The organism is Staphylococcus delphini (assembly GCF_900636325.1).
In the GTDB taxonomy this organism is placed as follows: domain Bacteria; phylum Bacillota; class Bacilli; order Staphylococcales; family Staphylococcaceae; genus Staphylococcus; species Staphylococcus delphini.
This window is the reverse complement of sequence record NZ_LR134263.1, coordinates 1,428,083-1,448,985: the sequence shown is the minus strand read 5'-3', so window position 1 is coordinate 1,448,985 and position 20,903 is coordinate 1,428,083. Positions and strand designations below refer to the sequence as shown.

The window sequence follows — 20,903 nt, the reverse complement described above, 5'->3', positions numbered from 1 at the left end:
TATCCTCCTACTAATCGAACAACGATACAAATAATTTCGTAATCGTCGTTTTGGAGATACGGCCAGTGACTTCAAATTTGCCGTTATCTTTTTCTCTTACAATAGGTATTGAGTCGATTTCTTTATGAATCATTTGTCTCGCAGCATAAAGTACGAGGTCATTCTCTCTAAGTAAAACAATATTCGGCATACGTGTCATAATGATATTGACAGGCATCGTATGAATATCTTGTCCTGCCATCGACGCTCTAAGCAAATCTTTTCTTGAACATACGCCTACGAGTTCATTATCTTCATTAACGATAAATAACGTTCCTACATCTTCAATAAAAATTGAACAAATCGCTTCATAAACGGTAACATTACTTTTTAAAATGACGGGCTGGGATTGGTAATCTTTAACAATATATTTTTTGAATTTCTCGGTCAAAAGTTGCGAACTCGATTTGCCTGAATAAAAATAACCGACACGCGGTCTTGCCTCTAAAAATCCTGCCATCGTTAATATAGCAAGGTCTGGGCGTAATGTTGCACGTGTTAAATTCAGTTGTTCCGCAATTTTTTCTCCAGTAATAGGCCCATCAGACTTTACAATTTCAACAATGTGTTCCTGTCTTGGATTGAGTTCTATCTGAATCTCTGTCTATTTAAAACCGACAAAATAAGCGGTTATGCTAATTAAATAGCAGAAGTGCCTCCTTTTTACATATTAGCACTATATTTTTTACATCTCGTATCATCATTTGTTACTCGAATTGACTCCTTTGTGATGTGCATCCATATTCATCAGCGAAAAAACGATAACTATGTCACATCACCTAGAATAGTCTTATGGCGTAAATCAATGCATCTTTTTATTGAATACAATTTCCATTATAACTTGTTATGGATTATCAGACAATTATGTTTTTCCTTGCCTTTCTTTTTCGTATAATTTAAAATTAAAAATAAAGCGAGTTAAGGACGGTGAAAGCTTAACACTTCGATTTGGCGTAACGATTCAATTTAAATAAAAGAGAGTGGCTACACTAATTTGGGTGGAACCGCGGATTATTCTAATAATTCGTCCCAAGGCAAAGTTAATTCTTTGGCTTGGGATTTTTTTAATTTTTAAGGAGTGTAAAATATGGAAAAGAAAAACATGGATACGATTGTACAACTGGCAAAGCATAGAGGGTTTGTTTTCCCAGGTAGTGAAATTTATGGTGGTTTAGCAAATACTTGGGATTACGGTCCACTTGGTGTTGAACTTAAAAATAACGTTAAAAAAGCATGGTGGAAAAAGTTTATTACACAGTCCCCTTACAACGTTGGTTTAGATGCTGCTATTTTAATGAACCCTAAAACTTGGGAAGCTTCAGGTCACTTAGGTAACTTTAACGATCCAATGATTGATAACAAAGACAGTAAAATTCGTTATCGTGCGGACAAGTTAATTGAAGATTATATGGCTAACGTGAAAGGTGACGAAAACTTTATCGCTGACGGTTTAAGTTTTGATGAAATGAAACGTATTATTGACGAAGAAGGCATTACGTGTCCTGTTAGTGGTACTGCAAACTGGACAGACATCCGTCAATTCAACTTAATGTTCAAAACATTCCAAGGTGTAACTGAAGATTCTACAAACGAAATTTTCTTACGCCCAGAAACAGCACAAGGTATTTTCGTCAACTATAAAAATGTTCAACGTTCAATGCGTAAAAAATTGCCATTTGGTATTGGTCAAATCGGTAAATCATTCCGTAATGAGATTACGCCAGGTAACTTCATTTTCCGTACACGTGAATTCGAACAAATGGAACTTGAATTTTTCTGTAAACCAGGAACTGAAATTGAGTGGCAAAACTACTGGAAAGATTTTGCGGCAAATTGGCTTGAAAGTTTAGGGTTGAATAAAGAAAATACGCGATTACGTGACCATGATGAAGATGAATTATCACATTACTCAAACGCGACAACAGATATCGAATACCGCTTCCCATTTGGTTGGGGTGAACTATGGGGTATCGCGAGTCGTACAGATTTTGACTTGAAAAAACATAGCGAACATTCTGGTGAAGACTTTAGCTATCACGATCCTGAAACGAATGAAAAATATATTCCTTATTGTATCGAACCTTCATTAGGTGCAGACCGTGTGACATTAGCATTTTTATGTGATGCCTATGATGAAGAAGGTGTTGAAGGAAGCAAAGATGCCCGAACTGTTCTTCACTTCCACCCTGCTATCGCACCATATAAAGCTGCTGTATTACCGTTAAGTAAGAAATTGTCTGCAGATGCGATTAAAGTATACGAACAATTGAGTGAAGACTTTGTAGTAGACTTTGACGAATCTCAATCTATTGGTAAACGTTACCGCCGTCAAGACGAAATCGGTACACCATACTGTATTACATTTGATTTCGATTCATTAGAAGATCAACAAGTAACTGTACGTGACCGTGACTCAATGGAACAAGTCCGTATGCCAATTAGCGAACTGAATGCATTTTTAGCTGAAAAAGTTAAATTCTAATTAATGTCAAATAAAAACCTCGTCCAATGATACGAACGATCGGACGAGGTTTTTTATATAAATAACGAATTTGAGAAATAAAGGTTTAATCATGGGATGTTTTATTTCAGATGGTCAAACTCAACATATCAATCATCAGTGGTATCTGTGATCTTTAGACGATTCAATTGATTAATCAACCGTTGACTTTTAAAATACATCCCTGCATATTCTTTATATAACAATAAGATGAATTTAGACATTTCTTCAACAATCGCATCTTGAATACGCAATGTGTTAATTTTGTCTAACGGTAAATCTTTTAAAACATACGTTAAATAAATTGTTTTATTTGATAAAGGCACTGCATGCGGATCGCGATGTGTCACTTCTGTTGCGATGATGCCATCAAATTTAAAACTAAAATGTGTTAATTGAGCAGGGTTGGTCTCACCAGTCATAACACATTTCGATAAATCCACATCAAACCCAAACCGAGGCATACATTTTAACATCACAATATTGGCAATCAGTTGTGGCGATACACCTTGCTGAAGACGATCAAAAGCAAAATCCAACAATCGATACATTCCCGGATTGACCTCATCCGCTTCCATCGCACGATCAATCGTTTCCAAACATAAACTGGCATAACTGTGCGCATAAATGTCTTGGCGGAGTTCATAATTGAGATTGAGGACGTCAACAGAAGTGAGCGTCCCCATCCCTTTCCACTGATTATATATAAACAACCCTTGTACAAAAATTTGAGTTGTAGCTTGGAGGCCGGATTTAACCTTTTTAGCACGGCGGACCATGAGCGGCACCTTTGCTCCATGTTCATTTAAGATGGTAATGATTTTGTCAGACTCACCATAATCGACTGCTTTTATAATGATGCCTTTTTGTTTAACAAGCACTTCATCACCACCTCTAATTAACGTTTATTCATCTTCTACATAACCCATTTGCTTAATAAAGCTTGATTTGTTACGCCAATCTTTTTGAACTTTCACCCATAAATCTAAATAAACTTTAGAACCCAGCAAATGTTCAATGTCCAAACGCGCGCGCTTACCCACTTCTTTCAGTTTTTTACCGCCTTTACCGATAACGATACCTTTTTGTGAGTCACGTTCCACATAGATGACCGCTTCAATATGGACGCGATCTTCTGATTCCTGAGTCATGCGTTCAACGTTGACACCAATCGCATGCGGAATTTCTTCACTCGTCGTTTGTAAAATCTTTTCACGAATGAGCTCACTCACTACAAATTGTTCAGGATGATCTGAAATTTGGCCATCAGGATAATATTGCGGGCCTTCTGGTAAATATGATTTTAAGACATTGATGAAATGGTCGACGTTATGTCCTTCTAAAGCAGAGATAGGGATAATTTCTGCAAAATCCATATAACGTTGATATTGTTCGATTCTCGGCATTAAAGCGTCTGGATGAACTAAATCGATTTTGTTCAGCACTAAAAAGACAGGTGTTTTAACGGTTTTTAACATTTCCATAATGTACTCATCACCGCGACCAATTTCTTCATTAACATTGACCATAAACATGACCGCATCAATTTCAGAAAGCGTGTTTTTAGCAACTTTCATCATATAGTCGCCTAATTTATGTTTTGGTTTATGAATACCAGGTGTATCTAAAAAGACGATTTGTGCGTCTTGTTGTGTCATCACACCTTGAATTTTATTACGCGTTGTTTGTGCTTTATCGGACATAATCGCGATTTTGTGACCAATAACACGATTGACAAACGTTGATTTTCCTACATTCGGGCGTCCGATAATGGTCACAAATCCTGACTTATATTCACTCATAAATCTAAATCCTTTCCTGAAAATCCATATGGTAATAGTTCAGCTACTGTTGCTTCGCGCATTTCACCTGTTTGATTCGTCATATAGACTGGCATATCGTCATCACAAAGTTCTTTAATCACTTGTCGACAAGGCCCACACGGCGATGCAAGTTCTGGACTATCTACTGTAATCGTAATTGATTCAAAATCTCCCGGTTTGTACCCTTGCGAAATCGCCGCCACTAATGCGGAACGTTCTGCACAAATAGATGATGGATAAGCGGCATTTTCAACGTTAGCGCCATGGAAAGTTTGTCCATCTTTAGTGACTAAGTATGCGCCAACTTTAAATTGACTGTATGGTGCATAAGCTTTTTGTTGTGCTTTTCTAACCTCTGTGTAGTGTTTATCTGTATAGCCCATGTTTATCTTCTCCTCTTAAAAAAATGAAACGAATTTTGGTATAAAAATGATGCATCCTACTATAAATGCAAAGAGTGATGCAAGTAAGACACTAAATGCTGCCACGTCTTTAGCATGTTTCGCAAAAATGTGGTAATCTTGCGTCGCCAAATCGACCACGTATTCTATTGCAGTATTGATGGCTTCGGTAATGATGACAAGAAATATCGCTAAAATGATGAAGAGCCATTCTATCGTACTTAATGACAATGCCGATCCTAAAATGAATATCAAGAGTGCTGTGATAAGATGATACAAAAAGTTTCGATCTTTAGTTAAAATCGTTCGACACCCTTGAAAGGCATATTTAAAACGATTGAACATTAGTCTCTCGTCAATCCAAATTGATTTAAAATGTCTTTTTGACGCTCAAACATAACCCTTTCGTCTTCTTCTGTCATATGATCATAGCCTAGCAAATGTAAAAAGCCATGAAGTGCTAAAAAGCCGAGTTCACGTTCAAAAGAATGTCCGTATTGTTCTGCCTGTTCTGCTGCGACATCCGTACAAATAATGATGTCTCCTAACACGCGTGGAACATCCATACCTTCAAAAATGTCTTCCTCTTCTTCAAATGCAAATGAGATGACATCTGTGACTTTATCTTTTTGACGGTAATCACGATTAATCTCTTGAATTTCAGCTTTATCTACAAAAGTGACAGAAAGTTCGGCGTCTTCTTCAATGCCTTCTTCATTTTTAGCGAATTCTAACACATCTCGAATCTGTGTGTACCAGTCATCTTTCACTTGATCGGTATGATCACTAAAATCAATTGTAAACATCAATTAGTCCTCCTCATATCTACTGATGATTTGACCGACTAACGGATGGCGGACCACATCAGCTTGATCTAAATGTTGAATTGCGAGCCCTTTAATATTTTTCAAGCGTTGTTCAGCTTCAATCAGACCACTTTTAACACCACGAGGTAAATCGATTTGAGTTTTATCTCCAGTGACAACCATTTTTGAGCCGAATCCAAGGCGCGTTAAAAACATTTTCATCTGTGCATGTGTCGTATTTTGCGCTTCGTCTAAAATGACAAATGCATCATCTAAAGTTCTACCACGCATGTAGGCAAGTGGTGCAATTTCAATGACACCACGTTCAATCAATCTTGCCGTTTGTTCCACCCCTAAAACAGTATTTAAACCATCGTATAGCGGACGTAAATAAGGATCCACCTTCTCTTTTAAGTCGCCTGGTAGAAAGCCCAGTGATTCTCCCGCTTCTACGGCTGGACGTGTTAAAACAAGGCGTTTCACTTGTCCTGCACGTAATGCTTTTGCAGCAAAAACAACGGCTAAAAATGTTTTACCTGTTCCAGCAGGCCCAATTCCGAACACTAAATCATTATTTTTCATCGCATGGATATACATCCGTTGCCCCATCGTTTTAGCTCGAATCGTTTTACCGAATGCGTCTTTAGTAATTTCCTCTTCGTATAAATCAATGAGATGCTCGATTTGTCCGTTTTTAGCCATTTTAATTGCAGCTTGCACATCTTTAACAGTAATGGATGCACCTTGTTCGATGACTTTTAATAAGTTGATTAGCACAGATTCAGCTTCTGTTACAGCACTGACCTTTTCGCCCTTAACTGCAACTTCTTGTCCTCTGGCATGAATGACAACATCAAATGCTTCTTCAATCAGTTGAATATGTTCATCATTGTTTCCTAATAAAGCTTGTGCTTGGTTGATGTCGTCGATCTGAATCAATTCAGGCATAAAGTAACTCCTTTGCTCATATTGTTTATTATCAATGTATCAAATTGTCATGTGTGATACGATTTATATTTTGTGATTGCTACACACTTATTATATCACGTTTACGCCGTTTGTTACTTGTCATTCACATTCAATTCATATGTTGAAATATAACTTTTCAGCATTTTTATCGGGAATCTATTTTAACATTTTAAAGATAGAATGGCGATGTGCATTTTTCATTGAAGCGATACGATGCCTCATGAAAAATTTCTACATTAATTTAGAATTAAAAAAGAAAACAAATGAGACAAGCGACAATCTCAGCTTCTCTACTGAAATTATCTCTTGCCTCATCTTAAGAGAGTTTTATAACTGCTTTGGTCGGTTTAAAACTTCTGACCAAATGAGCCCATTCACGACCTCATTATTGGAAAATGTTAAATCGCCTTGTTGGATAGCGGTTGTATTGTTTTCTTCCAACAATTGTTTTAATTTAAATTGCTTTGTACGATTCGATAAATAGCTATCTTGAATGATATTTTTAGCGCGTCTTTCAATATGTGCAATTCGCTTTTGTCTTTCTTTATCAAGTTGTTGATCGAGTTCATGCATATGTTGATCCAACATTTGTTGCATTTCTGTAGCCTGCTTTTGTTTTTCTTGCGTTTTTGACTTTGTCGATTCAGCTTGTTTTTCGAATTGAGTAGGTTGAGGTCTTACCGTCTTTTCACGTTTTGGTTGTTGTGCTGGTTGTGGCTGAGACGGTTCGGTTGGTTCATCAAAATCTGAAAGTTCTCGTTCAAACTCTTCAAGCTTTTGTTGCATTTTCTCTAGGAAACCCCCACTTTTTTGAGGTGCTGTTTCCTTCTGAGTATTTTGAGGTTTATTTTGTTTTTGGCGTTTCTCATGACTTTTATCACTAACTGCACTAAATAAAGAAATGGCAATGGTGATAATAAATATAATCGTTCCAATGCTCATCTAATCACCTCAATTACTGTTCAGGTGTTGAGTTGTTGTTTTGAGTGCTTTTATTAATGGCTTCTCTCATCCCTGTATCTGCTTCAATATTTTTTAGATTATAATAATCTTTTACACCGATATTACCAGAACGTAATGCTTCTGCTAATGCTAGAGGTACTTGCGCCTCAGCTTCGACTACTTTCGCGTGCATTTCTTGTACACGCGCTTTCATTTCTTGCTCTTGTGCAACGGCCATCGCACGACGCTCTTCCGCTTTGGCTTGTGCAATGTTTTTATCTGCAATGGCTTGTTCAGTTTGTAAGTCGGCACCAATGTTTTTACTAATATCTACGTCAGCAATATCAATAGATAAAATTTCAAAGGCTGTTCCTGAATCTAAACCTTTACTTAAAACAGTTTTAGAAATGTTATCAGGATTTTCCAAAACTTGTGTGTGGTGTTCACTTGAACCAATTGTTGAGACAATCCCTTCACCTACACGGGCAATAATCGTATCTTCACCCGCACCACCGACTAAGCGTGAAATGTTTGCTCGCACTGTAATACGTGCTTTTGCCTTTACTTCGATCCCGTTCATTGCAACACCGGCAATAAATGGTGTTTCGATAACTTTAGGGTTAACTGACATTTGTACAGCTTCTAATACGTCACGACCTGCTAAATCGATAGCCGCACCACGTTCGAACGGTAAATTAATATCCGCACGTTGCGCCGCGATATTCGCATCAACAACACGGTCCACGTTCCCTCCAGCTAAATAATGAGACTCTAGTTGGTTTGTTGTTAAATGTAAACCTGCTTTATGCGCTTTAATGAGTGGCCCGATGACTTTACGCGGTGACACACGACGTAAACGCATCCCAACTAATGTACCAATTCCTACTTTTACGCCAGCAGCTAATGCAGAAATCCATAAGCCGACTGGAACAAACGAAAATAAAATCAATAAAGCAACAATAATTAATACGGCAATAACGATGAAAGTAATGAATCCACTTGTTAACATGACGTTCGCTCCTTATATTTAAATTTCTCTTACGACAACACGTGTGCCCTCAACTTCGATAATTGTAACTTCAGTATCTTTACTAATGTATGACCCTTCAGAAACAGCATCAATACGTTGGTTGTTCAAAATAATAATGCCTGAAGGACGTAAATCAGTATAAGTCACTGCTGTTTCACCTACGAAATGAGAGCGATCATTATGAGATGTATAGCCAGATTCTTTACTCGTTGAATCTTTTAATACAACTTTGTCAAATATCGCTATACTCTTTTTAAAGAATTTCACTAAAATCACCCACTCGATTAATGTCAAAATTAATGCGAATACGACATTGAATACCATCATTGATAAGTCATTTCCAAGTGTCATAAAACTAATGATGATGAGTATCATACCCACAATTCCCAACACTGCACCGAATACGAACAATTCGATAATGACTAGAATCACACCAATGACGAAAAACATGATTGTAATAATCGTTAAACTACCCTGAATGACAAAACCTAAAAAGACTGTTAATAACGCGAATAATGCGATGATACCGCCAAAATTAATCTTTCGAGAATAGAGTTGATATAAAAAACCTAGAAAGACAATACATGTTAAAATTAGCGAAATCGTTTGGGAAGTTAACCATTCTCCAAGTTGACTAAAAACATTTGATCCAATAATTTTCCCGATGATTGGGTTTATATGTATGAGATAATTAATATGTCACACACCTCACTCTCTTCCTTGTAGTATACATGAAAAATGTTAAATCATGTAGTGGTATTAAGAAAGTTATTAAAAGATTTTGACTTTATTCATTTTAATTTAAATTGTTATTCGAACATCTATTGTATAGAGCAATGATTGATAGTCACACAGGGCACACTGAAAATATGAGATAGACTGATTTAGTTTGAAAATAGCCATAACGCTTCGGGGGATTAAAAAGTTCAAAATAGGAATAGTGATAAGAGAGTCATATTTAGAAAGAACGCTCACCCAAAATGGAGTAAGCGTTCTTTTATATCATCATTTGAATGTTGAGGGAGTTCAACACAATGAATGATTATCTGAATTTACGTTTACGCGCAGCTTCAGATTTCTTTTTACGTTTTACGCTTGGTTTTTCATAGAATTCGCGTTTACGAACTTCTTGAATTGTACCGCTTTTTGAAACTGAGCGTTTAAAACGACGTAAAGCATCTTCTAATGATTCGTTTTTGCGGACTACTGTTTTAGACATCTGTATTTCCCTCCCTCCAAATATCAAAAAAACTTTTATTCATCATTTACACAGTAACTAACCATGTAATGAATAGTATAAATTAAATCTTTTTCTCGGTCAATCTTCAAATTTACATTTTTTTACAGAATATGAATCTTTTTTACGTGATAATAAAAAATGTAAATAAAAGCAGACAATTTACTCGAGTAGTATGTTGAATTATGCACCTAACTTAAAACCTTTTCATTTTCTGAAGCATTTGTCGCATGTTCAACGACACGTAATAATGTCCCTTGATTGGTTGGATAACCGGCTTGTGTCACTTTCACTTTGCAAATTTGTCCAATAAGTGATTCGTCTCCTGCAAATTCAACTTTCATATAGTTATCTGCATAGCCAACGAGTACGCCGTCTTTTGAACCTTTTTCTTCAGGAATGACTTCTAATACATCATTTTCAAATTTTGACGCATAAGTTTTAGCAAGTTGATTGCTCAATTCAATCAATTTATGGACACGTTCATTTTTAATTTCTTCATCAATTTGATCATCCATACGTGCGGCTGGTGTACCAATTCGTGGTGAATATGGAAAGACGTGTAATTCAGAAAAGTGATGGTTAACGATAAAATCATACGTTTCTTGAAATTCTGATTCAGTCTCACCTGGGAAACCAACAATGACATCGCTTGTAACGGCTAAACCAGGTAACGCAGCATGTAATTTTTGGATACGCTCAGAAAAATGAGCCATTGAATATTTACGGCGCATACGTTTAAGCACACTGTCTGAGCCCGATTGAAGTGGAATGTGTAAATGACGTACTACTTTTTGTGACTGTTGCAATACTTCAATCACTTCATCCGTTAATTGGCTCGCTTCGATTGAAGAAATACGAATACGTTCTAAACCATCTACTGTTTCTAGATCTCTTAACAATTGTGCGAGGTTGTAGTCTTTCAAGTCTTGACCGTAGCCGCCAGTATGAATACCAGTGAGCACAATTTCTTTATACCCTGAGTTCACGAGTTGTGTTGCTTGTTCAATCACCTTTTGTGGGTCTCTTGAACGCATTAAACCACGTGCCCAAGGAATAATACAGAACGTACAGAAGTTGTTACAACCTTCTTGAATTTTAAGCGATGCACGTGTTCGATCTGTAAAATATGGTACATCCAACTCTTCGTATGTACGATTTTTCATAATATTGCTCACACCGTTGATCGGTTGACGTTCGTCTTGATACGTATCGATGTAATCTAATAATTTATGGCGATCTTGCGTACCGACAACAATATCGACACCAGGAATTTCCATAATTTCAGCTGATGACGTTTGTGCATAACATCCTGTCACACAAATCACTGCATCAGGATTTTGTCGAATCGCACGTCGAATGATTTGACGACTCTTTTTATCACCCGTATTGGTTACTGTACATGTATTAATCACGAATACGTCCGCATTTTGTTCGAAATCTACACGGTTATATTCTGCATCTTTAAATAACTGCCAAATTGCTTCAGTTTCATAATGGTTTACTTTACAACCTAATGTATGAAAGGCAACTGTAGACATAGATTCACCCCATTAATTCTATTTCGTAGCTTATGGCACTTAATGCATAAAGTGGCGCCGTTTCAGCACGTAAAATACGAGGTCCTAGCCCTACACTTTGTGCAACATCTTCAAAAAGAGCGGTTTCACTCTCAGAAAAACCACCTTCTGGGCCAAATAATAATAATACATGGGACCCGTGTTTGAATTGACGTAATTGTTGCTTAAAAAGAGCGCGTTCATTTTGTTTGGCCGCCGCTTCATATGCCATAAGTACATAATCATATTGACTAATCATATCATATATTTCGTGTAAATTCGAGACAAATTCCACTTGAGGCACGACTTGACGATAACTCTGTTCAGCCGCTTCTTTCACTATTTTTTGCCAACGTTCTACCTTTTTGGCCGCTTTTTGTTGATTCAGTTTTACGACAGAACGATCCATTTGTGTAGTGATGAACGATGTCGCTCCGAGTTCAGTCGCTTTTTGTAGCAACCATTCGTATTTATCACCTTTAATTAAACCGCTACAAATTGTGATATTCAAAGGGAGCTCCGTTTCTACTTCTATACGTTCCACAGTTTCAATCGTAATACGTTGTGCTTCAATATTAATAATTTTGCAGCGATACGTGACGGCATTTAAAAAATTCATAATGAGTGCGTCACCAACGTTTTGTCTCATCACACTTTTAATATGATGTATATCATTACTATTAGTGATAAAAAAACGCTGATGTTGCTCAGCGTTTTCATTTAAAAAGTATCTTTGCATGTTAATTCACCTTCTGACCGATGATACAAATCCATCCTTCATCGTTTTTAACTTCTTTAATTGTGAACCCTGTTTCTTCCATTAATGTTTGAATAGATTCACGTTTCTCTTCAATAATACCAGAAGTGATAAAGTAGCCTTCAGGATTTAAATGATCGTATGCATCTTGAACCATTTTTTCAATGATGTGCGCTAAAATGTTAGCAATGACGACATCATATTGACCTGTTTCTTCTGTCAGTAAATTACCTGTTGCTGTTTCAATCGCGTCTAAACAATGATTCTTCTCAAAGTTTTCTTTTGCAACTTGGACAGCCATTTCATCTAAGTCCGTTGCTTTAATCGATTGTGCCCCTAATAAATATGAAGCGATACTTAAAATACCTGAACCTGTGCCGACATCAATGACACGGTGCTCTGGTTTGACAACCGGCTCAAGCGCCTTGAGACACATACTTGTTGTTGGATGATCTCCAGTACCAAAGGCCATACCTGGATCCAATTCAATGTAGAGATGCGTATCATCACGCTCGACAGATTCCCAACTTGGCACAATGAAAAAGCGTTCAGATGCTTGAAATGGATGGAAGTAATTTTTCCATTCATTTTCCCAATCAGACTCTTGGACGAACTTTTCTTCTATCGTCAACACATTAAGGTCTATTAAGGGTGACGCTTGAAGTTGTGAAAAGATGCTGTTTTTCAATGTTTCGTCATATTGTAAATCATTAAAATAAGCTTTAACAATCATATGTTGCTCTGGATAGTCAGCTGGATTAAGTTGGAAAATTTCTCCAAAACGATCTTCTCGAATTTTAGAAACCTCACTTGAGTCTTCAATCGCAACACCGTTCGAACCTGCTTCTTGTAAAATTTCAGTGGCGATAGATTCTGCTGCTTGGTTAACAGTTACTGAAAGTTCAATCCAATTCATGGGTTATTCTCCTTTAAAAAAACGACGTGCTTTATCTTTAAAATTTGAAGGTTGTTCGTTCACTGTTTCTCCAGATATTTCGGCAAATTCTTTTAACAATTCACGTTGACGCTCGTTAAGGCCAGTTGGTGTTTGTACACGGATGTTAACAAATAAATCACCATAGCCATAACCGTGGACATTTTTAATCCCTTTACCTTTAAGTCTAAATTGTTTACCTGTTTGTGTTCCCTCAGGCACTGTAAGCATGACATGACCTTTTAATGTAGGAATTTTAACTTCGTCACCTAATGCGGCTTGTGCAAAGCTAATATTGTGATTATATAAAATGTCATCGCCTTCACGTGTGAATTTATCAGATGGTTGCACACGGAAAATCACGAAAAGATCACCAGCTGGTCCGCCATTTTCACCTGGTCCCCCTTGTCCTGCCAAACGAATTTGTTGATCATTATCGACACCTTCAGGCACAGTCACTTCAAGTTTAACATTTTTTAATTCTGTCCCTTTACCGTGACATGTTGGACATGGTTCTTCAAATTCTTCGCCAGTCCCATTACATTCGGGACAAACTTTTTCAGTTCTCACACGTCCTAAAATAGTATTTTGTTCGACAGAAACGTGACCTGCTCCATGACAATATGAACATGTTTTCTTTTTAGTACCTGGTTTAGCACCTTCGCCATCACAAGTATGACATGTCACTTCTTTTCGAATTGAAATTTCTTTCTTTGTACCGAATACAGCTTCATCAAAAGTGACAGTCATTGTGTATTGAAGATCGTCACCGCGACGTGGCGCATTAGGATCACGTTGACGTTGTGCACCGCCAAAGAACTGGCTAAAGATATCTTCAAAGCCGCCGCCACCGAATCCAGAGAAGTCTTGACCACCAAATCCTTGTCCGAAGCCACCTTGAGGCCCGCTATGACCAAACTGATCGTATTGCGCACGTTTATTTTCGTCACTTAATACTTCATAGGCTTCAGAAATTTCTTTAAACTTCTCGTCTGAACCTTCTTCTTTATTAATATCTGGATGGTATTTTTTCGATAATTTACGGTAGGCTTTTTTGATTTCATCTTTACTCGCGCTTTTAGACACGCCAAGGACTTCGTAATAATCTCGTTTTGCCAATGCACTCTCTCCTTTTGAATTGATTTTTTGAATAAAAAGAGGCTGGGACGATTGAATGTCCTAGCCCCTTTGAGCGACCTTTTACAGTCAATTTATATGATCGAATGACCTATTTTTGTTGATTGTCGTCGTCGTTTACTTCTTTAAAATCTGCATCTTCAACAGTACTATCGTTTTGAGTAGCATTCGCGCCACCTTGTTGTTGTGCAGCTTGTTGTGCTTGCTCATAAACTTTCATTGATAATTGTTGTACGACTTGTTCTAAAGCTTCTTTTTTCGCTTTAATGTCTTCAATGTCGCTACCTTCTAATGCAGTTTTTAATTCGTCTTTTTTTGCTTCAGCTTCTTTTTTATCTTCTTCGCTCACATTGTCGCCTAAGTCTTTCAATGTTTTGTCTACTTGGAATACAAGTTGATCCGCATCGTTTCTTAAATCTACTTCTTCACGACGTTTTTTATCTGCTTCAGCGTTTTGTTCAGCATCTTTCACCATACGATCGATTTCTTCATCAGATAATGCAGAAGATGATTCGATTGTAATGTTTTGTTCTTTATTTGTACCTAAGTCTTTTGCAGTGACATTTACAATACCGTTTTTATCGATATCAAATGTTACTTCGATTTGAGGTACACCACGTGGTGCTGGTGGAATATCAGTTAATTGGAAACGACCTAATGTTTTGTTATCTGAAGCCATTGGACGTTCACCTTGTAAAACGTGAATGTCTACAGCTGGCTGGTTATCTGCAGCTGTTGAGTAAACTTGAGATTTAGATGTTGGGATAGTTGTGTTTCTTTCGATTAACGTATTCATACGACCACCCATAATTTCGATACCTAATGAAAGTGGTGTTACGTCTAATAATACAACATCTTTCACATCACCAGTGATTACCCCACCTTGGATTGCTGCACCCATCGCAACAACTTCATCAGGGTTTACACCTTTGTTTGGTTCTTTACCGATTTCTTTTTTAATTGCTTCTTGTACTGCAGGAATACGAGTTGAACCACCAACTAAAATGACTTCATCAATGTCAGCGTTTGAAAGACCAGCATCTTTCATTGCTTGACGTGTAGGTCCCATCGTTTTTTGTACAAGATCATATGCTAATTCTTCAAATTTCGCACGGCTTAAAGTTGTTTCTAAATGTAATGGACCTGCTTCACCAGCTGAGATAAATGGTAATGAAATTTGTGTTGAAGATACACCTGATAAGTCTTTTTTCGCTTTTTCAGCAGCATCTTTTAAACGTTGTAATGCCATTTTATCTTGTGATAAGTCGACACCATTTTCAGATTTGAATTGTTGTACTAAGTAATCAATAATCACTTGGTCAAAATCGTCACCACCAAGTTTATTGTCACCTGCAGTCGCTAATACTTCGAATACACCGTCACCTAATTCAAGGATAGAGACGTCGAAAGTACCGCCACCAAGGTCGAATACAAGTACTTTTTCATCTTTGTCAGTTTTGTCTAAACCGTAAGCTAATGCTGCAGCTGTTGGTTCGTTGATGATACGTTCAACTTCAAGACCAGCGATTTTACCCGCATCTTTAGTCGCTTGACGTTCTGCATCATTGAAGTAAGCAGGAACTGTAATAACCGCTTTTTCAACTTTTTCACCTAAGTAGCTTTCCGCAGTGCTTTTTAAGTTCTGTAAAATCATTGCAGAAATTTCTTGAGGCGTATAAGATTTACCGTCAATATTTTCTTTATGGTCTGTACCCATATAACGTTTAATAGATTGGATTGTATTAGGGTTTGTGATTGCTTGACGTTTCGCAACTTCCCCAACTTGTGTTTCACCATTTTTAAATGCAACAACAGATGGTGTAGTTCTAGCGCCTTCAGGGTTTTGAATGACTTTAGGTTCGTCACCTTCTAATACTGATACGCAAGAGTTTGTTGTACCTAAGTCAATTCCAATTACTTTACTCATAGTCAAATTCCTCCTAATTTTCAAACATAATTATTTTCACATAAATGGTTTTCTTCGTCAAAATTATTGATTTACTTTTACCATTGAAGCACGTAAGACTCTATCTTTCAATTGGTAACCAGCTTGCAATTCTTCGGTTATTTGTCCAGATTCAAAATCCGGATTTTCATCTTGCATGACAGCTTGATGGAAATTTGGATCAAACTGTTCACCTTCAGTTTTGATTTTTTCTAATCCGTTATCTTCTAGTGCTTTTAACAGGCTGTCGTAAACCATTTCCACACCTTTTTTCAGTGCGTTAAATGATTCATCATCACCTTCAATTTTTAGAGCACGTTCAAAATTATCAAGTGCTGGTAATACATCAGTGAGTACTTTTTGTGCCTGATATTTCTTTTGTGTTTGCGCTTCGTTTTGAATACGTCTTTTATAATTTTCAAATTCTGCATATAAACGCAAATATTGTTCTTCTTTCGCATCAACTTCAGCTTTTAAAGAAGCGATTTCCTCATCTTTAGGATCTTGCGTTTCATCATTACTTGCATCATTTTCGTTTTCAGAGTCTTGATTTACTACAACTTCTTCATGTTCCACTTCTGGTTCTGAAGTTTCTGGTGTTTCTTGTGACTCAGTTTCTTTGATTTCTTCGTCCATACGCATGTCTTTTTCCTCTGACATTTTCAAACCTCCATTACGTTTAAACATTTCGTATCACTTCGTTATGAAATCCGACTCAACAATTGTATCACATTATGATAATGCATAGCAGTAGGACCAATAACAGCAATATGACCTGTTAAATCTTTATCTATTTGATATGAACGGCTTAATATCGCAATGCCGTGTAAATGTTGTTCAATCTCGGTCCCAATACGTACATTAATCAATTGGTCAGACATATGATGAATCACATCAGCAATACGATCGGACTCAATATATTTCAATATAGGTTGTATGGACGCTACAGTTGACTCGTTTAATCCTTCAATGAGTTGATGTTTACCACCTAAATAAACACGCGTAGATTGATTGTTACGGTACTGATGGAGCATGTGTAAAATACGGACGATTAAGTCTGCTTCTTCTGCACGAAATCCTAACGTGCGATACACTTCTATCGATTGCACATCATTGCCATCAAAAAATCGACTCATATGTTCGGATAGATAGTTGGAAACTTTAATAATCGAATGATCAGCATAGGGTTGATCGCTTGTCACATGCAGATGTTTCACTTGTCCCGTCTCATCAATCATCACTACGATTAAATGGTGTGGATTTAACTTCATCAAATGCACATCCAGTATAGAGGCCTTTGAATGATCAGGTCCTATTACAAGAGTGGTATAATGTGCTTGATTTGAAAACACTTTTGCAAAGGTGTCTAATGTCGATGATAGATCATAATGATGATTCACTAACATCTGATGAATATCAAGACTACCTTGCATTTCAAAATTATAGGGTTGTTCTAACAAATGATTGGCATACAGTCTAAATCCTGCTTCTGAAGGGATTCGGCCAGAAGAAAAATGTGTTTTAGTGATGAGTGATTTTTCTTCTAGTGTCTTCATGTCATTACGAATCGTCGCAGGACTGACATCTACATTGTGCCTTTGTATTAATGTGTTAGATCCAATAGGTTGTCCTAAGTCAACATAATCTTCAACAATTGCAGTTAAAATCTTCAATTGCCTTGGCGTAATCATGTTTTTCACCTCATTAGCACTCTTTCTCCCCAAGTGCTAATTATAATTTATCAAATTGGTCAAAGTAAGTCAATGTTAAAGCATCATTTCTCTAAAAAAGTTTTTAGACTTGAATAAATGCCTCAAATACCGCGTTTCCAACGATTCTTCCTTGTTCCGTTAACGCGATATGTGTATCGGTTTGTTCAATGAGGTTTTGACCTTCCAAAGAGATAATTTCTTTTGCATAGATATCTTCAATCGTTTGTTGATATTTCTTTTGGAACTGTGCTTTATCAACGCCGGCATTCATTCTTAATCCTAGAAACATTTCTTCTTCAATTTGTTCTTTGACAGTCGGCGTTGTTTCGGTTAAACGCGGCAGTTCATGTTGTTGGATTTTTTTAATGTAGTGATTGACCGGATTAACATTTGTATAACGTACCCCATCAATATAACCACTTGCACCTGCACCAAAGCCATAATAACTTTCATTTTTCCAATAGACTTGATTGTGTACAGATTCATGCCCTTTTTTAGCAAAGTTAGAAATTTCGTATTGTTGCAATGGACTATTTTTCATCCGCTTCATTAAATATTGATACATTTCTGCACCAACATCTTCGTTTGGCATTTTTAGTTTCCCTTTACGGTACTGATTATAAAACTGTGTCTGAGGTTCTAGAATTAAGCCATAACTCGATAAATGGTCGATATCAAGGCGAAGTGCTTCCTCTAGACTCTCTTGAAATTGTTGCATACTTTGACCAGGCAAATGATACATTAAATCTAAACTAATGGATGGAATACCATGTCGACGTGCGTTTTCTATCGCTTGATAAATATCAGCTTTTTGATGACTGCGACCTAATGTTTGAAGTAAAGTATCGTCAAAAGTTTGTACGCCGAGTGAGAGTCGATTCACACCGTATCGTTTCAATAGCGCCACTTTTTGTTCTGTCAGTTCGTCAGGATTCGCTTCAAAGGTATATTCTCCTTTTATATCAAACTGGGCTTGAATTGCTTGTAATAAATATTCTAATTGGGATTCAGATAATGCGGTAGGCGTACCACCACCGACAAACATCGTCTCTAACTGAGATGCTTTGGATTGTTTCATCTCTTCAACTAAGCACGCCAAATATTGATCGACAGGCTGATTTTGGATGAAATATTTATTAAAATCACAATACGTACAAATTTTTACACAAAAAGGAATATGAATATATGCACTTTTTGCCACCATTAGTTTTCACCTCATAAAATATGCCCCCTCGACACCTCAAGATGCGCGGGAGCATGTAATTTTGACTTTATTCATCGTCCATTTTCAGTACAGCTAAGAAAGCATCTTGTGGAATTTCCACACTACCGACTGCTTTCATTTTGGCTTTACCGGCTTTTTGTTTTTCTAATAATTTACGTTTACGGCTAATGTCACCGCCGTAACATTTTGAAAGGACGTTTTTACCCATTGACTTAATGTTTGTTCTCGCGACAATTTTATGTCCAACTGCAGCTTGAACAGGCACTTCAAATTGTTGTCTAGGGATTAACGTTTTTAATTTTTCTACAAGTGTTTTACCACGTTCATATGCAAAATCGCGATGCACAATAAAACTTAATGCGTCTACCTTATCGCCATTAAGTAAAATGTCCATTTTCACAAGATTACTTTCTTTATTCTCGATAAATTCATAATCAAAAGAAGCGTAACCTTTCGTGTTGGACTTCAATTGGTCAAAGAAATCAAAAACGACTTCTGACAATGGTAATTCATAAACGATACTTACACGAATATCATCCAAGTAATCCATATTGACAAACTGACCACGTTTACGTTGACACAGTTCCATAACTGCTCCGACATAATCATTTGGCACCATCATCGTTGCACGCACATAAGGTTCAAACACTCTATCGATTTGATCTCTGTCAGGCATTTGTGCAGGGTTATCTACTTGAATCTCATCGCCATTTCTCAAAATCACTGTGTAAATAACGGATGGTGCTGTTGCGATCAGTTCGATTCCAAATTCACGTTCGATACGCTCTTGAATGATTTCCATATGCAACATACCGAGGAAACCTGTACGATAACCAAATCCAAGTGCTTTTGAAGATTCTGGTTCGAATTCTAATGACGCATCGTTTAACTGTAATTTTTCTAATGCTTCACGTAAATCGTTGTAGTCTTTATTATCAATTGGGAAAAGACCACAATATACCATTGGATTCATTTTTTTATACCCTTTTAAAGGCGTTTCAGCTGGTCTATTGGCGTGGGTAATGGTATCCCCGACACGTGAGTCATCTACATTTTTAATGCTTGCGATGATATAACCTACATCACCGACAGTCAACTCTTCAACCGGTAATTCTTTTGGTGTATTAATGCCGACTTCAGTCACTTCAAAAGTTTTACCAGTCGCCATCATTTGGATACGGTCACCCGCTTTAACTACACCGTCAACAACACGTATAGAAGAAATGACACCGCGATATGGGTCATATTCAGAGTCAAAAATCAATGCTTTCAATGGTGCAGCCGGATCCCCATCTGGAGGTGGAATCATTTCAACAATCTTTTCTAAAATTTCTTCAATACCAATATTAGCTTTCGCACTCGCTAAAACAGCATCATCTTTGTCTAAACCAATAACATCTTCAACCTCTTGTTTCACACGTTCTGGTTCAGCAGCCGGTAAATCGATTTTATTAATGACAGGAATCAATTCTAAGTCGTTGTCGAGTGCTAAATATACATTCGCTAAAGTTTGTGCTTCGATACCTTGTGCCGCGTCTACAACTAGAATCGCGCCTTCACAAGCAGCTAACGAACGTGACACTTCGTATGTAAAGTCGACGTGTCCTGGTGTGTCGATTAAATGGAACGTGTAGGTTTGTCCATCTTTAGCATCATATTTTAAACGCACAGCATTTAATTTAATGGTGATACCACGTTCACGCTCTAAATCCATAGAATCTAACAGTTGTGCTTGCATTTCTCGAGATTCAACAGACTTTGTATTTTCTAAAATTCGATCGGCTAATGTTGATTTTCCGTGGTCGATATGCGCTATGATCGAAAAATTCCTGATATTTTCACGTCTATTTAAACGTTCTTGGTTATCCATATCATCATACTCACTTT

The 20,903-nt window shown here is 37.1% G+C and carries 21 protein-coding genes; 1 reads left to right on the top strand and 20 read right to left on the bottom strand.

The window, feature by feature from the left end:
• Positions 1–10 precede the first annotated feature (10 nt).
• Positions 11–631, bottom strand: coding sequence for a transcriptional regulator CcpN (ccpN, locus tag EL101_RS06900; RefSeq protein WP_026066959.1), 621 nt, complete (start codon positions 629–631; stop codon positions 11–13).
• A gap of 495 nt (positions 632–1,126) precedes the next feature.
• On the opposite strand from ccpN, the gene EL101_RS06895 reads away from it, so the two are divergent.
• Positions 1,127–2,521 (top strand): glycine--tRNA ligase, encoded by a 1,395-nt coding sequence (locus EL101_RS06895; RefSeq protein ID WP_019165206.1) that lies wholly within the window; start codon positions 1,127–1,129, stop codon positions 2,519–2,521.
• Positions 2,522–2,649: 128 nt separating this feature from the next.
• Here the strand turns inward: EL101_RS06895 and recO are convergent, their stop codons facing one another.
• The 19 genes from recO to lepA form a co-directional block, all read right to left on the bottom strand.
• Positions 2,650–3,420 carry a DNA repair protein RecO gene (gene recO / locus EL101_RS06890; protein WP_096597035.1) on the bottom strand — a complete coding sequence of 257 codons (771 nt, stop codon included), beginning with the start codon at positions 3,418–3,420 and terminating at the stop codon, positions 2,650–2,652.
• 24 nt (positions 3,421–3,444) lie between these two features.
• Positions 3,445–4,341, bottom strand: a complete 897-nt coding sequence (gene era / locus EL101_RS06885) for a GTPase Era (protein ID WP_014613789.1) — start codon at positions 4,339–4,341, stop codon at positions 3,445–3,447.
• Complete coding sequence (gene cdd, locus EL101_RS06880) at positions 4,338–4,745, bottom strand: cytidine deaminase (protein WP_096597037.1); 408 nt, start codon at positions 4,743–4,745, stop codon at positions 4,338–4,340. Before cdd ends, era begins: the two co-directional genes overlap by 4 nt.
• 15 nt (positions 4,746–4,760) lie before the next feature.
• Positions 4,761–5,108: a diacylglycerol kinase family protein gene (locus EL101_RS06875; RefSeq protein WP_096541523.1), complete on the bottom strand. Its 348-nt coding sequence runs from the start codon at positions 5,106–5,108 to the stop codon at positions 4,761–4,763.
• Positions 5,108–5,569 (bottom strand): rRNA maturation RNase YbeY, encoded by a 462-nt coding sequence (gene ybeY, locus EL101_RS06870; protein ID WP_096597039.1) that lies wholly within the window; start codon positions 5,567–5,569, stop codon positions 5,108–5,110. Before ybeY ends, EL101_RS06875 begins: the two co-directional genes overlap by 1 nt.
• A 3-nt stretch (positions 5,570–5,572) precedes the next feature.
• Positions 5,573–6,517, bottom strand: coding sequence for a PhoH family protein (locus EL101_RS06865; protein ID WP_096597041.1), 945 nt, complete (start codon positions 6,515–6,517; stop codon positions 5,573–5,575).
• 348 nt (positions 6,518–6,865) lie between these two features.
• On the bottom strand, positions 6,866–7,480 hold the full coding sequence (locus EL101_RS06860; RefSeq protein ID WP_019165199.1) for a hypothetical protein: 615 nt from the start codon (positions 7,478–7,480) through the stop codon (positions 6,866–6,868).
• A 13-nt stretch (positions 7,481–7,493) separates the two neighbouring features.
• Positions 7,494–8,489 carry a flotillin-like protein FloA gene (gene floA / locus EL101_RS06855; protein ID WP_019165198.1) on the bottom strand — a complete coding sequence of 332 codons (996 nt, stop codon included), beginning with the start codon at positions 8,487–8,489 and terminating at the stop codon, positions 7,494–7,496.
• Between the two features lie 18 nt (positions 8,490–8,507).
• Positions 8,508–9,206: an NfeD family protein gene (locus EL101_RS06850; RefSeq protein ID WP_096597043.1), complete on the bottom strand. Its 699-nt coding sequence runs from the start codon at positions 9,204–9,206 to the stop codon at positions 8,508–8,510.
• 346 nt (positions 9,207–9,552) lie between these two features.
• Positions 9,553–9,729 carry a 30S ribosomal protein S21 gene (gene rpsU, locus EL101_RS06845; protein WP_002471046.1) on the bottom strand — a complete coding sequence of 59 codons (177 nt, stop codon included), beginning with the start codon at positions 9,727–9,729 and terminating at the stop codon, positions 9,553–9,555.
• Positions 9,730–9,938: 209 nt separating this feature from the next.
• Entirely contained in the window at positions 9,939–11,288 is a 1,350-nt protein-coding gene (gene mtaB, locus EL101_RS06840; protein ID WP_096597045.1) for a tRNA (N(6)-L-threonylcarbamoyladenosine(37)-C(2))-methylthiotransferase MtaB, read from the bottom strand.
• Positions 11,289–11,292: 4 nt separating this feature from the next.
• Complete coding sequence (locus tag EL101_RS06835) at positions 11,293–12,045, bottom strand: 16S rRNA (uracil(1498)-N(3))-methyltransferase (RefSeq protein WP_096597047.1); 753 nt, start codon at positions 12,043–12,045, stop codon at positions 11,293–11,295.
• A 1-nt stretch (position 12,046) separates the two neighbouring features.
• On the bottom strand, positions 12,047–12,979 hold the full coding sequence (prmA, locus tag EL101_RS06830) for a 50S ribosomal protein L11 methyltransferase (protein ID WP_096597049.1): 933 nt from the start codon (positions 12,977–12,979) through the stop codon (positions 12,047–12,049).
• 3 nt (positions 12,980–12,982) lie between these two features.
• The gene (gene dnaJ / locus EL101_RS06825; protein WP_019165193.1) at positions 12,983–14,116 is read right to left on the bottom strand and encodes a molecular chaperone DnaJ; all 1,134 of its coding nucleotides are present in this window, start codon (positions 14,114–14,116) and stop codon (positions 12,983–12,985) included.
• 109 nt (positions 14,117–14,225) lie between these two features.
• Positions 14,226–16,061: a molecular chaperone DnaK gene (gene dnaK / locus EL101_RS06820; protein ID WP_096597051.1), complete on the bottom strand. Its 1,836-nt coding sequence runs from the start codon at positions 16,059–16,061 to the stop codon at positions 14,226–14,228.
• 63 nt (positions 16,062–16,124) lie between these two features.
• Complete coding sequence (gene grpE / locus EL101_RS06815; RefSeq protein WP_096597053.1) at positions 16,125–16,766, bottom strand: nucleotide exchange factor GrpE; 642 nt, start codon at positions 16,764–16,766, stop codon at positions 16,125–16,127.
• Between the two features lie 14 nt (positions 16,767–16,780).
• On the bottom strand, positions 16,781–17,770 hold the full coding sequence (hrcA, locus tag EL101_RS06810) for a heat-inducible transcriptional repressor HrcA (RefSeq protein WP_096597055.1): 990 nt from the start codon (positions 17,768–17,770) through the stop codon (positions 16,781–16,783).
• A gap of 103 nt (positions 17,771–17,873) precedes the next feature.
• Entirely contained in the window at positions 17,874–18,995 is a 1,122-nt protein-coding gene (gene hemW / locus EL101_RS06805; RefSeq protein WP_096597057.1) for a radical SAM family heme chaperone HemW, read from the bottom strand.
• Positions 18,996–19,062: 67 nt separating this feature from the next.
• On the bottom strand, positions 19,063–20,886 hold the full coding sequence (gene lepA, locus EL101_RS06800) for a translation elongation factor 4 (RefSeq protein ID WP_096541543.1): 1,824 nt from the start codon (positions 20,884–20,886) through the stop codon (positions 19,063–19,065).
• Between the last annotated feature and the right edge of the window lie 17 nt (positions 20,887–20,903).

Bases quoted from the DNA above. Each gene is read 5' to 3' on its own strand.
- EL101_RS06895 (WP_019165206.1), top strand. From the start codon at position 1,127: ATGGAAAAGAAAAACATGGATACGATTGTACAACTGGCAAAGCATAGA.
- era (WP_014613789.1), bottom strand. From the start codon at position 4,341: ATGAGTGAATATAAGTCAGGATTTGTGACCATTATCGGACGCCCGAAT.
- cdd (WP_096597037.1), bottom strand. From the start codon at position 4,745: ATGGGCTATACAGATAAACACTACACAGAGGTTAGAAAAGCACAACAA.
- EL101_RS06875 (WP_096541523.1), bottom strand. From the start codon at position 5,108: ATGTTCAATCGTTTTAAATATGCCTTTCAAGGGTGTCGAACGATTTTA.
- ybeY (WP_096597039.1), bottom strand. From the start codon at position 5,569: ATGTTTACAATTGATTTTAGTGATCATACCGATCAAGTGAAAGATGAC.
- EL101_RS06865 (WP_096597041.1), bottom strand. From the start codon at position 6,517: ATGCCTGAATTGATTCAGATCGACGACATCAACCAAGCACAAGCTTTA.
- EL101_RS06860 (WP_019165199.1), bottom strand. From the start codon at position 7,480: ATGAGCATTGGAACGATTATATTTATTATCACCATTGCCATTTCTTTA.
- floA (WP_019165198.1), bottom strand. From the start codon at position 8,489: ATGTTAACAAGTGGATTCATTACTTTCATCGTTATTGCCGTATTAATT.
- rpsU (WP_002471046.1), bottom strand. From the start codon at position 9,729: ATGTCTAAAACAGTAGTCCGCAAAAACGAATCATTAGAAGATGCTTTA.
- mtaB (WP_096597045.1), bottom strand. From the start codon at position 11,288: ATGTCTACAGTTGCCTTTCATACATTAGGTTGTAAAGTAAACCATTAT.
- EL101_RS06835 (WP_096597047.1), bottom strand. From the start codon at position 12,045: ATGCAAAGATACTTTTTAAATGAAAACGCTGAGCAACATCAGCGTTTT.
- prmA (WP_096597049.1), bottom strand. From the start codon at position 12,979: ATGAATTGGATTGAACTTTCAGTAACTGTTAACCAAGCAGCAGAATCT.
- dnaK (WP_096597051.1), bottom strand. From the start codon at position 16,061: ATGAGTAAAGTAATTGGAATTGACTTAGGTACAACAAACTCTTGCGTA.
- grpE (WP_096597053.1), bottom strand. From the start codon at position 16,766: ATGTTTAAACGTAATGGAGGTTTGAAAATGTCAGAGGAAAAAGACATG.
- hrcA (WP_096597055.1), bottom strand. From the start codon at position 17,770: ATGATTACGCCAAGGCAATTGAAGATTTTAACTGCAATTGTTGAAGAT.
- hemW (WP_096597057.1), bottom strand. From the start codon at position 18,995: ATGGTGGCAAAAAGTGCATATATTCATATTCCTTTTTGTGTAAAAATT.
- lepA (WP_096541543.1), bottom strand. From the start codon at position 20,886: ATGGATAACCAAGAACGTTTAAATAGACGTGAAAATATCAGGAATTTT.